Genomic DNA, 13,143 nt, shown 5'->3' with positions numbered 1-13,143 from the left:
CGCCGGGTCGAGCACGTCATGGGTACGGCGATCAGCCTGGACCTGGCCGACGACCTGCCCCCGGGGACCCTGCACGAGCTGGCCGAGGACACGTTCGGCTGGCTGCGCGAGGTGGACGCGCGGTTCAGCACGTACCGGGACGACAGCGAGGTGTGCCGGATCGACCGGGGCGAGTTGCGGCCCGCCGACGCCTCCGCCGACCTGCGCGCCGTGCTGGCGGCCTGCGCCGACCTGTGGACCGCCACCGACGGGTTCTTCGACGTGTACGCGACCGGGCGGCTCGACCCGTCCGGCTACGTCAAGGGCTGGGCGGCGCAGGTCGCCTCGGACCGGCTGGTCGCCGCCGGCGCGCCGAACCACTGCGTGAACGCGGGCGGCGACGTGCGGGTACGCGGCCACGACGCGGCCGGACAGCCGTGGCGGATCGGGGTGCGGCATCCCTTCGACGCGGCGGCGACCTGTCTGGTGCTGACCGGCACCGACCTGGCGGTCGCCACCTCCGGCGTGTACGAACGCGGGCACCACGTGCTCGACCCGCGTCGAGGCGTACCGGCGAAGGGCTTGCGCTCGGTGACGGTGGCCGGCCCGGACCTGGGCGTGGCGGACGCGTACGCGACAGCCGCGGTGGCCATGGGCAACCAGGGCCTAGCCTGGCTCGACCGCCTACCGTCCCCCTGGCAGCACGCCGTGGTCACCGAGGAAGCCCACCTGCACCACTCCCGAACCCTCCCCACCATCCCCACCCCAGCGCGGTGATCAAGGAGTTTGTGTCCGTTTAGCCCGCGCTGGAGGACACAAACTCCTTGATCAACGGCATCGGCGGGGGTGAGGGGTGAGGGGTGAGGGGGGTCAGCGGAGGGGGCGGTGGAGGATGGCTGGGCGGGAACCCGTCGGGCGGGGGCGGCCGGGGCGGACGCCCAGGGGACGGGTGAAGGCCCACGGGTGCACACGGCGGCGGGGCCGCGCCGGCTCGGTGCCGCCGGTGTGGCGGGCCGCGTCGTCCCTGGACATCCTCAAACCCCCGCTCCGGCGCGCACGCGCCCTCGCCAGGTTCAACGATTCCGGTGCCGGGGAGGTCGCTGTCGGCCACCCGTCCGGGGCGGACGGGTGGGTCAGCGGCCCCGCCGGGGCAACGGGAGGTGGCCGGGGAACAGGTCCGCGCCGAGCGTCACGCCGGCCGCGCGTAACGCGGCGATCAGCGCGTTCTGCACCAGGTACGAGTCGGGCAGTTGCCAGCGGGCCTGCTCCGGGGCGACCGCCCAGCGCACCGTCCCCTCGGGCAGCCGGGTCGGCGGGGCCGGGATCCACGAGCCGGGCCCGTGCCGCACCACGTGGAAGCAGTGCTCCAGTTCCGGGCGCAGCGGGTCGCCGGGGCGGACCAGGAACATCCAGCGGCCGGTCGGGGTGACCAGCGCCGGGCCGCGTACGCCGGGCCCGGCGGGATGGGTGGCGACCGCGTCCAGCACCTGCCGGCCCAGGTGGGCGGCGACCTCGAGGACGTCGAACGCGCGGCCGGTGGGCAGCAGGACGCCGTGCGGGCGGCTGCGCCACCAGGTGGCCACCCGGGCCGGGTCGGTGCTGGCGGCGTGCTCCCAGTCCTCCAGGGCGGGGTGGCAGCCCACCGTGGGGCAGCCGGCCCGGCCGCAGACGAAGCGGCTGTTGGCCAGGCAGGCGCCGGGCGTGACCGGCCAGCCGTGCAGCGCGTACCGCACCGCGACGCGGCGCAGGCGGACCCGTTCCAGCGGGGACAGATGAGCGACGCGCGGCCGGACATTCCTCCACATGTCTGACATCCCCTCTCGTCCCGCGAAACCGTCCACATGCCACACGTCGAAAGCCGTCACTGCCGAAACTCACGCTCGTTGTGGTGACTAACGGTCGGTGCAACTTGCACGAAAACTACGAGAACTGGCTGGTCGGTGGACGCACAACCTGTGCGATCGGGGCAAGCCTGGGGGACGTGGGGGGACCGGCCGGCGCCGTGAGGGGGAGGGAGCAGGGATGGACGAACTGCCCATAGGCCGGCGGGTGGCGTACTGGCGGAGCCGGCGCAAGATGTCCCAGCAGGTCTTCGCCGACCGGCTCGGCAAGTCCAAGAGCTGGGTGGACAAGGTGGAGCGTGGCGTCCGCCGGCTGGACAAGTTCTCCGTCCTCTACGAGATCGCCGACATCCTCCAGATCGACGTGCAACTGCTGCACGGCAAGGACCCGGAGCGGCGCACCGACGCGCTCAACTGCATCGACCAGGTCGAGGTGGAGGAGATCCGCACCGCCCTGGAGCGGTACGACTCGATGAGCGCCTACTTCGACGCGGCGCCCTTCCCGCCGCCGCTGGCCGACATGCGCAAGGCCGTCAACCACGCCTGGCTGACCTACCAGTACGGCCGGTACGGCATGCTCACCCGCGCGCTGCCGAAGCTGCTGCGCGACGCCCAGGCGGCGGACGCCGGCTACGCCGCCGACGAGCAGGTACGCGAGGCCGCCCACCTGCTCGGGCAGGTCTACCAGATCGCCTCCTCGGTGCTGCGCAAGCTCGGCGAGTGCGACCTCGCCTGGCTGGCCGCCGACCGGTCGATGGCGGTGGCCCAGCGGGCCGACGACCCGCTGCTGGCCGGGATCGCCACCACGAGGGTCTGCAACGCGCTCGTCGCGATGGGCCGTCCCCGCCCCGCGCTGGAGCTCAACGTGCGCATCGCCGGCCGGCTCGCGCCCGGCGGCGACAACGACGTCCGGCCCGAACGGCTCTCCGTCTACGGCATGCTGCTGCTGCAGGGCGCGATGGCGGCCGCCCGGATCGGCGACTCGGCGACGGTGGACGACCTGCTCGCCGGCGCCGACGAGGCGGCCAAGCTGCTCGGCGGCGACCACAACCACTACTGGACCTCCTTCGGCCCGACCAACCTGGAGCTGCACCGCGCCGCCGCGGCCGTCGAGCTGGGTGACGGCGGCCGGGCGGTGGAGACGCACCTGCGGCTGTCCGAGCCCGCGTTCAACGCGCTGCTGCCGGAGCGGCGCGCGCACCACCTGCTCGACCTGGCCCGGGGCTACTCGCAGATCGGCGACGTGGCGAGCGCGGGGGACATGTTGCTGCGCGGCGACCGGCTCGCGCCGTCCGAGATCCGGTGCCGGCCGATAGCGCACGAATTGATGTCCGAGATTCTCCGTCGCACACGTGGTGCGCCGCCTCAGCCGATCGCGGAGTTGGCTGAGCACATGGGAGTCGGAGTATGAGCGGTCCGGAGACCGCGAGCGAGCACCGGCGGGTGCTCTACGTCATCGCCTGCGGTTCGCCGCTGGCCCGTCACGTCGGCCGGCTGGTCGACCTCGCCCAGCGGGAGGAGTGGACGGTCTGCGTGGTCACCACGCCCGACGGCGCGAAGTTCGTCGACCGGGCGGCCCTGGCCCGGCAGACCGGCCACCCGGTCCGTACGCACTACAAGAACCCGGGTGACATGGACGTGCTGCCACCGGCGGACGCCATGCTGGTGTGCCCGGCGACGGTCAACACGATCAACAAGTGGGCGGTCGGCATCACCGACACCCTCGCGCTCGGCCTGCTGGTCGAGGCGCAGGGGATGGGGGTGCCGATCGCTGCCGTCCCGTACACGAACGTGGCGATGGCCGGGCACCCGGCGTTCCGGGCCAGCCTCGACCGGCTGGCCGGGTGGGGCGTCCGGGTGGTCTTCGGCGACCACGTCGTACGCCTGCATCCGCCCGGCACGGGGGAGCGGCGCGCGGACGCCTTCCCCTGGGACGCCGGGCTGGCCGCCCTGCGCGGCGCGGACCGGCCGGTCGCCCCGGTCGGCTGACGGTGTGAGCGTGGCTCCCGGCGCGCCCGGGAGCCACGCCCGACGGCGGTCGGCGTGTAGCGGCCCGGACGCCGGTAAGCTGGCCGCCCGTGAGCACAACCGTCGCCGACGTGGTGGCCGCCCTGGACCGCCGTTACCCGCCCGCCTGGGCCGAGGAGTGGGACCGGGTCGGCCTGGTGGTGGGTGAGCCCGACCACCCGGTACGCCGGATCGCCTGCGTGGTGGACGTGGTCCCGGAGACCGTGGACGAGGCCCTCGAAGCCGGCGCGGACATGATCGTCGCGCACCACCCGCTGCTGCTGCGGGGCGTCTCCTCGGTGGCCGCCACCACGTACAAGGGCCGGATCGTGCACCGGTTGATCAAGGCGGACGTCGCGCTGTACGTGGCGCACACGAACGCCGACGTGGCCGATCCCGGCGTGTCCGACGCGCTCGCCGCCCGGTTCGGGCTGACCGGGCTGCGCCCGTTGCACCCGCCCCGCCCCGGCTCGCCCGCCGCCGGGCCCGGCCGGGGCATCGGCCGCATCGGCGAGCTGCCCGAGCCGATGACGCTCGCCGAGCTGACCCGGCTGGCCGCCGCCGTGCTCCCGGTCACCGCCTGGGGAGTTCGCGCCGCCGGGGATCCCGGGCGTATGGTTCGTACCCTCGCCGTCAGCGGCGGCTCGGGGGACGGCTTCCTCGCCGAGGCGACCGCGGCCGGGGTGGACGCGTTCCTCACCGCGGACCTGCGTCACCACCCGGCCGGGGAACACCTCGCCGCGGGCGGCCCGGCGCTGCTGGACGCCGCCCACTGGGCGACCGAGCGACCCTGGCTGGACGACCTGGCCGCCCACCTGACCGGCGCGCTGGGCGTCGAGACCGTGGTGTCCGACCTGGACACCGACCCGTGGACCGTGCACGCCGCCGCGCCCCGGCCGGACGACAAGGAGCCCCGACGTGAAGGCTGACCCGAAGGTGCAGCGCCGCCTGCTCGACCTCCAGGCGATCGACACCGCGCTGGCGCAGCTCGCGCACCGCCGCCGCAGCCTGCCGGAACGCGCCGAGCTGGAGGCGCTGGCGCGTGAGCTGTCCGCGCTGGAGGACGAGCGGGTCCGCGCCCAGGTGGCGGTCGACGACCTGGACCGGGACATCGCCCGGATCGAGAAGGACGTCGACCAGGTGCGGGCGCGCAAGAGCAAGGACGAGGCCCGGCTGGCCTCTGGTAGCGGCCCGGCCCGTGAGCTGGAGGCGATCCAGCACGAGCTGGTCTCGCTGAACCGGCGGCAGAGCGATCTGGAGGACGCCGAGCTGGAGCTGATGGAGCAGCGGGAGACCGCGCAGGGCGTGCTCGACGGCATCGAGAGCCGGCTCGCCGAGGCCCGGGACCGCCGCGCCGCGACCGAGCAGCGCCGCGACGAGGCCCTGGCGGAGATCGCCAAGGAGGAGGAGTTCAAGCGCACCGCCCGGCAGCCGCTCGCCGGTGACCTGCCGTCGGACCTGGTCGGGCTCTACGACAAGATCCGCGAGGACACCGGGCTGGGTGCCGCGCTGCTGACCGGGGGCCGCTGCGGCGGCTGCCGGCTGGACCTGTCCGGCGCCGACCTGGCCCGCATCCGCAAGGCCGACCCGGACGACGTGGTCCGCTGCGAGGACTGCCGGCGGATCATGGTCCGGACCAACGAGTCGGGACTGTAGCCGCCGTGGCGGTGCGCGCGGTAGTGGTCGAGGCCGACGGCGGCTCCCGGGGCAACCCCGGCCCGGCCGGCTACGGCGCCGTGGTCCGGGATCCGGAGACCGGCGAGGTGCTGGCCGAGCGGTCGGAGTCGATCGGCACGGCCACCAACAACGTGGCCGAGTACCGGGGTCTGATCGCCGGGCTGGAGGCCGCCGCCGAACTGGGCGCGGCCGAGGTCGAGGCGCGGATGGACTCGAAGCTGGTGGTCGAGCAGATGTGCGGCCGCTGGCAGATCAAGCACCCGGGGCTGCGGCCGCTCGCCGCCCAGGCCGCCGGGCTGGTCGGCCGGTTCACCGCCGTACGCTTCACCTGGATCCCCCGGGAGCGCAACCGGCACGCCGACGCGCTCGCCAACGCGGCGATGGACGCCGCCGCGTCCGGCGCCGCGCCGGAGGCGGCGGCCGAGGCGCGGGAGGCGGCCGTCGTCCGGGCCACCGGCACCGACCCGGCCACCACGCCCGCCTCCTGGGAGCCGCGTCCGACCGAGGAGGCCACCCGGCTGATCCTGGTCCGGCACGGCGAAACCGAGCGCACCGTGCGGAAGCACTACTCCGGCCGGGGCGACGTGCCGCTGACCGAGCGGGGCCGGGCCCAGGCCCGGGCCACCGCCGCCCGGGTGGCCGCGCTGGCCCCGTCCGTCGCGGCGGTGGTCAGTTCCCCGCTGTCGAGGTGTACGGCCACCGCCGAGGCGATCGCCGCGCAGGTCGGCAACCCGCCGGTACGCACCGACGACGACCTGATCGAGTGCGACTTCGGCGTCTGGGAGGGGCACACGTTCGCCGAGGTACGCGAGCGCTGGGCGGCGGAACTGGACGCCTGGCTCGCCTCCACCCGGGTCGCCCCGCCGCAGGGCGAGTCGTTCGTGGCGGTCGCCGAGCGGACCGGGCGGGCCGTCGACCGGCTGCGGTCGGCGTACCCGGGGGAGACCGTCGTGGTGGTCTCCCACGTCTCGCCGATCAAGCTGGTGCTGCGCGACGCGCTCGCCGCCGGCGACGCGTTCCTGCACCGGCTCTACCTGGACACGGCGGGTATCTCGGTGCTGGACCTGTACCCGGACGGCGGCGTCGCGGTCCGCTCGGTGAACGACACCTCGCACCTCACGGACGTCTGACGGCCGTTCGGCGCATGCCTGCGGCCGTTCGGCGCATCGACATCACCCGATCGGACGTGACCCCCGTCACAGGGTCGTAGCCTCCGGCCGTCACATGGCCCGCTACGAATGCCCGGAGGGGTGTCACATGTCCGAACCGGAACCGGAGGCGCTCGACACGGCGCGATCCAGGGCGAAGGACAAGAGTCCCTGGAACTGGTTGCTCTTCATCCCGATCGTGGTGCCGCTGATCCCGGCACTGTTCAACGCCGACTCGCCCCGGCTGTTCGGCTTCCCGCGCTTCTACTGGCTGCAACTGGCCTGGATCCTGCTGGGCGTCGGCACCACCACGCTGGTCTACCAGATGACCAAGAAGCGGGGTGACCACTGATGTGGCGGGACCACCTCACCGAGATCATCGTCTTCACGCTGTTGTTCCTGCTGGTCAGCGCCATGGGCTTCGTGGCGGCCCGGTGGCGCAGACCGACGGACATGGCCCACCTGGACGAGTGGGGGCTGGGCGGGCGCAGCTTCGGCGGCTGGATCACCTGGTTCCTGGTCGGCGGTGACCTCTACACCGCGTACACGTTCGTGGCCGTCCCGGCGCTGATCTTCGGGGCCGGCGCGGCGGGGTTCTTCGCGGTGCCGTACACGATCGTCATCTATCCGCTGGTGTTCCTGGTGCTGTGCCGGCTCTGGTCGGTCTCGCACCGGCACGGCTTCGTCACCCCCGCCGACTTCGTCCGCAACCGGTTCGGCTCGCCGATCCTGGCGCTGCTGGTCGCGATCACCGGCATCGTCGCCACCATGCCGTACATCGCGCTGCAACTGGTGGGCATCGAGGCGGTGCTCAAGACCATGGGCGTGACCGGGGACAGCGCGCTGGCCCGGCACCTGCCGATCATCATCGCGTTCGCGATCCTGGCCGCGTACACGTACCAGTCGGGGCTGCGCGCGCCGGCGCTGATCGCGTTCGTCAAGGACTCGCTGATCTACATCGTGATCCTGGTCGCGGTGATCTGGCTGCCGTACAAGCTGGGCGGCTGGAGCGCCATCTTCGACGCCGCCGACGCGAAGTTCCAGGCCTCACCCGCGCCCGGCGACGGCATCCTGCTCAACCAGAACAACCAGATCCAGTACGTGACGCTGGCGTTCGGCTCGGCGCTGGCGCTGTTCCTCTACCCGCACAGCATCACCGGTGTGCTGGCCAGCCGGAACCGCGACGTGATCAAGCGGAACATGTCCGCGCTGCCCGCGTACAGCCTGCTGCTGGGGTTGATCGCGCTGCTCGGCTACATGGCCATCGCGGCGAACGTGAAGCCGCTGCCCGGCGCGAAGGAGGGCACCACCGACGGCAACACCGTCGTGCCGCTGCTGTTCGACCAGCAGTTCCCGGACTGGTTCGCCGGCGTCGCGTACGCCGCCATCGGCATCGGCGCGCTGGTGCCGGCGGCGATCATGTCGATCGCGGCGGCGAACCTGTTCACCCGCAACATCTACAAGGAGTACCTGAAGCGGGACGCCACCCCGGCACAGGAGGCGAACGTCTCGAAGATCACCTCGCTGGTGGTGAAGGTCGGCGCGGTGGCCTGCATCGTCTTCCTCGACCCGCAGTTCTCCATCGACCTGCAGCTCATCGGCGGCGTGATCATCCTGCAGACGCTGCCGGCGGTGGCGCTGGGCCTCTACACCCGCTGGTTCCACCGGGGTGCGCTGATCGCCGGCTGGGCGGCGGGCATGGGCCTCGGCATGTGGATGCTGTACCAGATCGGCAACCCGGCGACCGGCAAGAAGCACTTCGCCGGATCGGCGTTCCCGCTGGAGAAGTTCGGCTTCGACACGCCGAAGACCATCTACGTGGGCATCGTCGCGGTGCTGGTGAACTTGGTGGTGGCCGCGCTGCTCACGCTGGTGTTGCGCGCCGCGAAGGTGGCCGACGGCCCCGACCACACCACGCCGGACGACTACTTCGCCGACGAGGACGACCCGCGCGTAACGCCCTCCGCCGACGCCGCCCGCGAGCCCGTGGCATGAAAGGAAGGGCCCCTTATTAACGCCTCGTGCATTGAAAGGGGCCCTTCCTAACACCCTCAGCGGCGGCGGGTGCGCGCGTCGAGCGCCTCGTTGAGGCGGTGCAACATGTCCGCGAGCGTCTCCCGGTCCGCCTCGGGCCAGGCGGCGAGGATGTCGCCGTACAGCCGGGTGCGGGCCGCCCGGACGGCGGCCATCCGCTGGAGCCCGGCCGCCGTCGCGGAGATCACCGTGCCGCGCCCGTCGGCCGGGTCGGGGGTACGCGAGATCAGGCCGTCGCGCTGGAGCGCGGAGACCTGCCGGGTGACTGTGGAGCCGTCCAGGCTCAGCCGTGCGGCGAGCGCCGAGACGTTCTGCGGGCCGGCCGCGTCCAGGTGGCGCAGGATCACGTACGCGGCGCGGTCGAGCAGCCGGTGCTCCATCGTGCCGGTGCCCCGGCGGGTGGCCTCGCCGAGCCGCATCAGCAACGCGACCTCGGTTTCGATCCGGCCGAGGGTGACTTCGGTGCCGTGGACGTCCTCGCTCATAGCTGTATGATACAAGAAAATTACCTGTACAATACAGCTATCTGGGAGGTTGCGGAGTGGATCGCCGATCCGAGCCCAACCGCAGTGCCATCTACGCCACCACGCTCGTCGCGTTCCTCGCCATCGCCGGCATCGCCGTCGTCGACCCGATCCTGCCCGCCATCGGCGAGGCGATCGGCGTCACCGCCTGGCAGGTCGAGCTGCTCTTCACCGCGTACATCGCGGTCATGGCCGTCGGCATGATCCCGGCGACGCTGGCCAGCGGGCGGTTCGGTTTCAAACCGGTGCTCGTCACCGGCGTCTCCGTCGTCGGCCTCGCCGCGATCCTCGCCTCCTTCAGCAACGACATCGTGCAGCTCTCAGTGCTGCGCGGCGTCTGGGGCCTGGGCAACGCGATGTTCTTCGCCACCGCCATGGTGGTGCTGGTCAACCTCGCCAACGACAGGGAATGGGTGGTCGGCCTGTTCGAGACCGCCCTCGGGCTCGGCTTCGCCGTCGGCCCGCTCATCGGCGGCCTGCTCGGCGAGGTTAGCTGGCGGCTGCCGTTCTTCGTCTGCGGCGTGTTCATGGTGCTCGCGCTCGGCGTCGCCGCCCGCAAGCTGCGCGAACCGGCGAACACGCAACCACCGGTACGCGTCGGCCAGATCTTCGCCACCTACCGCAAACCCGCGTTCGTGACGCTGTGCGTGGTCACCGCCGCGTACAACTTCGTCTTCTTCGTCGTACTCGGCTACACGCCGCTGTTCCTGCGCCTCGACGTCATCCCGCTCGGCCTGGCGTTCACCGGCTGGGGCCTCGGCCTCGCCGCCGGCATCCTGCTCATCGGGCACCGGCTGGCCCACCGCATCGGCGCGGTGCAGACCGTCGGCGTCGCCCTGCTCGGCCTGCTGGTCTGCATGGTCGCGTTCGCCACCTCCACCGGCACCGCCATGTCGCTCGTCGTCCTCGTCGTCGCCGGCCTGTTCATGGGCCTCGCCAACGCCAACCTGACCGACCTGGCACTCGGGCTCGGCTCCGCCGATCGGCGCGTCGCCACCGGCGCGTTCAACCTGGTCCGCTGGGGCGCCGCCGCACCCGCGCCGATCATCTCCGGCAAGCTGGCCGAACACGGCCTGGCGCTGCCGTTCTGGGTCGGCTTCGCGGTGCTCGCCGCCGGCGTGCTGGTCTACCTCGCGTTCGGTCACCTGATGGCGGCCGGCTACGGCGAACGGGTCATCTGGAACCGGGCCGCCCGCCGTGCCGAGCACGCCCCGGAGGAGCCGGTGGGGGAGGCGTACTGACGCTCCGGTCTTGCCCGGGCGGCGTCAGGTCAACGCGCGCCACAGCAGGTAGCACCCGATGGCCGTGCCGAACACCACGATCACCGTCTTCAACACCACCTGCGGAAGCCGGCGGGCCAGCCGCGCGCCCGCGTACCCGCCGAACAGCGTGGCCGGCGCGACCACCGCGACCGCCGCCCAGTTCACCGGGCCGAACAGGGCGAACACCACCAGCGTGGTCAACCCCACCACGGCCGAGAGCAGGTTCTTCACCGCCGACACCCGGGCCAGCGTCGCGTCCAGCACCAGCGCCAACCCGGCCACCAGCATCACCCCGAGGGCCGCGCCGAAGTAGCCTCCGTACACGGTGCCGAGCGCGACCATGGTCTGCACCGTGACGGTACGGCGGCGCGCGCCCAGCCGTTCCGGATGGCCGACCAGCCGGCGCAGCGGACCCTGGAACGCGAGTACGGCGGTAGCGCCGAGCACCAGGAACGGCACCACCAGCTCGAACGCCCGAGCCGGGGTGGCCAGCAGCAGCGCGCACCCGGCGATCGTGCCGAGCACGGCGGTGGGCAGCAGCGACCACAACTGCCGCCCGCGCGGCAGGTCCATCCGGCTGCCCGCCACGCTCGCCACGTACCCGGGAAAGACCGACACCGAGTTGGAGACGTTCGCCGCCACCGGCGGCAGACCGGTGGCGATCATCGCCGGGAACGTGATCAGCGAGCCACCTCCGGCCACCGCGTTGACTGTGCCCGCGGCGAGACCGGCGGCGAGCAGGAGCGCGGCGTCGGAGAGATCCATGGTCCCCCGAGGCTAGTCGGTCCGGTCCCCGGGCCGCGTGGGCCGGTGGGCCGGTGGTTTCCGCGGGTTCCGCGGGTTCCGCGCCAGCTCGGGGAAGTGGCTGTATCGAGGGCCGGTTGATGCCGCCACCTCCCCGAAGTGGCGGGCGCGCCCTGGTGGGCCGGGGTGGAAATGGGCGGGGTGGGTGCGTCGTTAGGATGAGAGCGCGACGGACGAGTCGACCGGGCGGTCGCGTCGACGGGTTCCGGCCCGTCGCCGAGGAACGTCCGGACTCCACAGGGCAGGGTGGTTGCTAACGGCAACCCGGGGTGACCCGCGGGACAGTGCCACAGAAAACAGACCGCCGGCCCGTAACGGGACGGTAAGGGTGAAACGGTGGGGTAAGAGCCCACCAGCACCCCGGGTGACCGGGGTGGCTCGGTAAACCCCACCCGGAGCAAGGCCAAGAAAGGGCCGTCACCGCAAGATGACGACCCGCGCAGACGCTTGAGGGCTGCCCGCCCGATGTCTGCGGGTAGGCCGCTGGAGCCTGCCGGCAACGGCAGGCCGAGATGGATGGCCGCCGCCGGTGCGCCTACGGGCGTGCCGGGCACAGAATCCGGCGTACAGGTCGACTCGTCCGTCGCCCACCAGCTCAGAGCCGTGATCATGGCTCTGAGCTGGTTCTATGTCCGGGTGTCGATGGTCGTCGTTGGTCAACTTTGGCCGGCGTTTGACGCCCTGACGACGCCCTGACGCCCTGGAGACGTCCTGAGCGCTGGCTCAGTCCACCTCTTCTCGGGTCGGGCTGGCTGTGCCGCTGCGGGCCGTCTCCGGGCCTGTGCTCGATGGTTCCGGGGTGGGGCCGGCGGCTGTGGGGAGGGGCGGGCACGCCCTGGCGGTGGAGCTGGTGCCGCGACCCGGTGACCCGGTGGCAAGCCAGTCCCGGGGTTGGACTGGCGCGGCAGACGGAAGCCCCGACGCACGACTTGGCCGACCCGCTGGCTTCCGTAGCGGCCTCGGTGATCCCATTCGTGGATGAGGTGGGATGAGTGCGTGCCGGAGCTGTTGGAGCACCTGGGGGAGATGGGTCTGGTCGGGCTGGTCAAGATTGACGGGGAGCGGGAGCGCAAGCCCTGGACCGTGGTGATCTCGGGTCAGCGGCTCGATGGTGCGTCGATCAGGGTCGACGGCCACAGCCTCGACTACTGCCTGAAGCATGCCGTCGCCGCGCTTCGTGAGCGCTTCCCGGGCGAACTCGCGCTGAGCTGAGGTCCGACTGCGGGGCGGTGTCCCGGCGGCTGTCGGTGGCTCACCGCCCCGGCACCGTAGGCGGCCGGGGCGGCTTGCCGCCGGCCGGGCTTGCCGCCCCGCACCGCGCGGAACGTGAGTTCTCGTCGGCCGAACGGGCTCGCCATTCCCGGTCCTCCCCGCGTCCTCGGGACGACTGCGTTGTAGCACGTCCTCGCTCGTCGCCCTCAGCCGTGGCCGCCAGCGCTACAACTCGTGCCACTCTCCTGCCCGGCCGGCATCACCCGTGCGGACGTACTCCTCGATGACCTGCCAGGCGCGTTCGAGGTCGAGAACGACGTCCGCGGTGAACTCCACCGGGTCGTCCAGCACCAGTACTTCGGCATCCGCGTCCGCAGGCTCATCGGCGGCCAGCAGGAAGACGGCGTCCTCGTCCGCCATCAGATGGACGACCGCCGCCGACCCCGTGAATCCGAGTGTCAGCACCGGGGATGCGCCGTCGCCCCGTACTTCGAGATAGCCGCGCCCCTGGGCACGCAGTTCCTCGAACCGTTCGACCAGACCGGCGACGCCCGACCGCTCCGTCGGTACGAACCTGCCTGACGTCGGAGACGTGGCACTCCACGAGATGTTCACCCGGCGACCTCCTCGACGATCGCCAGGCTATGGCTCCGGA

The 13,143-nt window shown here is 72.4% G+C and carries 14 protein-coding genes and 1 other RNA gene; 11 read left to right on the top strand and 4 right to left on the bottom strand.

Going from position 1 to position 13,143, the window contains the following annotated elements:
* The first annotated feature begins 18 nt into the window (after window positions 1-18).
* Window positions 19-756, top strand: a complete 738-nt coding sequence (locus HA073_RS14660; protein ID WP_166456731.1) for an FAD:protein FMN transferase — start codon at window positions 19-21, stop codon at window positions 754-756.
* 356 nt (window positions 757-1,112) lie between these two features.
* On the opposite strand, the gene HA073_RS14655 is transcribed toward HA073_RS14660, so the two are convergent.
* A complete protein-coding gene (locus tag HA073_RS14655; protein WP_036344045.1) occupies window positions 1,113-1,784 on the bottom strand; it encodes a bifunctional DNA primase/polymerase in 672 nt (223 codons plus the stop codon).
* Window positions 1,785-2,001: 217 nt separating this feature from the next.
* Here HA073_RS14655 and HA073_RS14650 point away from each other — a divergent pair, with 217 nt between their 5' ends.
* The 7 genes from HA073_RS14650 (at window position 2,002) to mctP (ending at window position 8,647) form a co-directional block, all read left to right on the top strand.
* Complete coding sequence (locus HA073_RS14650; RefSeq protein ID WP_069088946.1) at window positions 2,002-3,231, top strand: helix-turn-helix domain-containing protein; 1,230 nt, start codon at window positions 2,002-2,004, stop codon at window positions 3,229-3,231.
* Window positions 3,228-3,809: a flavoprotein gene (locus HA073_RS14645; RefSeq protein ID WP_166456649.1), complete on the top strand. Its 582-nt coding sequence runs from the start codon at window positions 3,228-3,230 to the stop codon at window positions 3,807-3,809. Before HA073_RS14650 ends, HA073_RS14645 begins: the two co-directional genes overlap by 4 nt.
* 110 nt (window positions 3,810-3,919) lie before the next feature.
* Window positions 3,920-4,756, top strand: coding sequence for a Nif3-like dinuclear metal center hexameric protein (locus HA073_RS14640; protein ID WP_166456730.1), 837 nt, complete (start codon window positions 3,920-3,922; stop codon window positions 4,754-4,756).
* Window positions 4,746-5,483, top strand: coding sequence for a zinc ribbon domain-containing protein (locus HA073_RS14635; RefSeq protein ID WP_043329254.1), 738 nt, complete (start codon window positions 4,746-4,748; stop codon window positions 5,481-5,483). The genes HA073_RS14640 and HA073_RS14635 overlap by 11 nt, the downstream gene beginning before the upstream one ends.
* Window positions 5,484-5,488: 5 nt before the next feature.
* Complete coding sequence (locus tag HA073_RS14630) at window positions 5,489-6,634, top strand: bifunctional RNase H/acid phosphatase (RefSeq protein WP_166456648.1); 1,146 nt, start codon at window positions 5,489-5,491, stop codon at window positions 6,632-6,634.
* A gap of 127 nt (window positions 6,635-6,761) precedes the next feature.
* The gene (locus tag HA073_RS14625) at window positions 6,762-7,004 is read left to right on the top strand and encodes a DUF3311 domain-containing protein (RefSeq protein WP_043329258.1); all 243 of its coding nucleotides are present in this window, start codon (window positions 6,762-6,764) and stop codon (window positions 7,002-7,004) included.
* Window positions 7,004-8,647 carry a monocarboxylate uptake permease MctP gene (mctP, locus tag HA073_RS14620; protein WP_166456647.1) on the top strand — a complete coding sequence of 548 codons (1,644 nt, stop codon included), beginning with the start codon at window positions 7,004-7,006 and terminating at the stop codon, window positions 8,645-8,647. Before HA073_RS14625 ends, mctP begins: the two co-directional genes overlap by 1 nt.
* A 56-nt stretch (window positions 8,648-8,703) precedes the next feature.
* On the opposite strand, the gene HA073_RS14615 is transcribed toward mctP, so the two are convergent.
* On the bottom strand, window positions 8,704-9,171 hold the full coding sequence (locus HA073_RS14615; protein WP_064448268.1) for a MarR family winged helix-turn-helix transcriptional regulator: 468 nt from the start codon (window positions 9,169-9,171) through the stop codon (window positions 8,704-8,706).
* A gap of 56 nt (window positions 9,172-9,227) precedes the next feature.
* Here HA073_RS14615 and HA073_RS14610 point away from each other — a divergent pair, with 56 nt between their 5' ends.
* Window positions 9,228-10,451 (top strand): MFS transporter, encoded by a 1,224-nt coding sequence (locus HA073_RS14610; protein WP_166456646.1) that lies wholly within the window; start codon window positions 9,228-9,230, stop codon window positions 10,449-10,451.
* A gap of 24 nt (window positions 10,452-10,475) precedes the next feature.
* Here the strand turns inward: HA073_RS14610 and HA073_RS14605 are convergent, their stop codons facing one another.
* Window positions 10,476-11,237, bottom strand: coding sequence for a sulfite exporter TauE/SafE family protein (locus tag HA073_RS14605; RefSeq protein WP_064448270.1), 762 nt, complete (start codon window positions 11,235-11,237; stop codon window positions 10,476-10,478).
* A 213-nt stretch (window positions 11,238-11,450) separates the two neighbouring features.
* Between HA073_RS14605 and rnpB the strand changes: the two genes are divergently transcribed.
* Window positions 11,451-11,859, top strand: an RNA gene (rnpB, locus tag HA073_RS14600) — RNase P RNA component class A.
* A gap of 413 nt (window positions 11,860-12,272) precedes the next feature.
* A complete protein-coding gene (locus HA073_RS14595) occupies window positions 12,273-12,488 on the top strand; it encodes a hypothetical protein (RefSeq protein ID WP_309228021.1) in 216 nt (71 codons plus the stop codon).
* A 225-nt stretch (window positions 12,489-12,713) separates the two neighbouring features.
* Here the strand turns inward: HA073_RS14595 and HA073_RS14590 are convergent, their stop codons facing one another.
* Window positions 12,714-13,103, bottom strand: a complete 390-nt coding sequence (locus HA073_RS14590; RefSeq protein ID WP_166456644.1) for an Imm1 family immunity protein — start codon at window positions 13,101-13,103, stop codon at window positions 12,714-12,716.
* Window positions 13,104-13,143: the final 40 nt, after the last annotated feature.

Source organism: Micromonospora sp. CMU55-4 (genome assembly GCF_011602315.1).
GTDB lineage: Bacteria > Actinomycetota > Actinomycetes > Mycobacteriales > Micromonosporaceae > Micromonospora > Micromonospora chalcea.
This window is presented reverse-complemented; position numbering and strand designations above follow the sequence as displayed.

Excerpts from the sequence above, each read along its gene's own strand:
- HA073_RS14615 (WP_064448268.1), bottom strand. The coding sequence starts at position 9,171 with ATGAGCGAGGACGTCCACGGCACCGAAGTCACCCTCGGCCGGATCGAA.
- HA073_RS14645 (WP_166456649.1), top strand. The coding sequence starts at position 3,228 with ATGAGCGGTCCGGAGACCGCGAGCGAGCACCGGCGGGTGCTCTACGTC.
- HA073_RS14650 (WP_069088946.1), top strand. The coding sequence starts at position 2,002 with ATGGACGAACTGCCCATAGGCCGGCGGGTGGCGTACTGGCGGAGCCGG.
- HA073_RS14655 (WP_036344045.1), bottom strand. The coding sequence starts at position 1,784 with ATGTGGAGGAATGTCCGGCCGCGCGTCGCTCATCTGTCCCCGCTGGAA.
- HA073_RS14605 (WP_064448270.1), bottom strand. The coding sequence starts at position 11,237 with ATGGATCTCTCCGACGCCGCGCTCCTGCTCGCCGCCGGTCTCGCCGCG.
- mctP (WP_166456647.1), top strand. The coding sequence starts at position 7,004 with ATGTGGCGGGACCACCTCACCGAGATCATCGTCTTCACGCTGTTGTTC.
- HA073_RS14625 (WP_043329258.1), top strand. The coding sequence starts at position 6,762 with ATGTCCGAACCGGAACCGGAGGCGCTCGACACGGCGCGATCCAGGGCG.
- HA073_RS14660 (WP_166456731.1), top strand. The coding sequence starts at position 19 with ATGGGTACGGCGATCAGCCTGGACCTGGCCGACGACCTGCCCCCGGGG.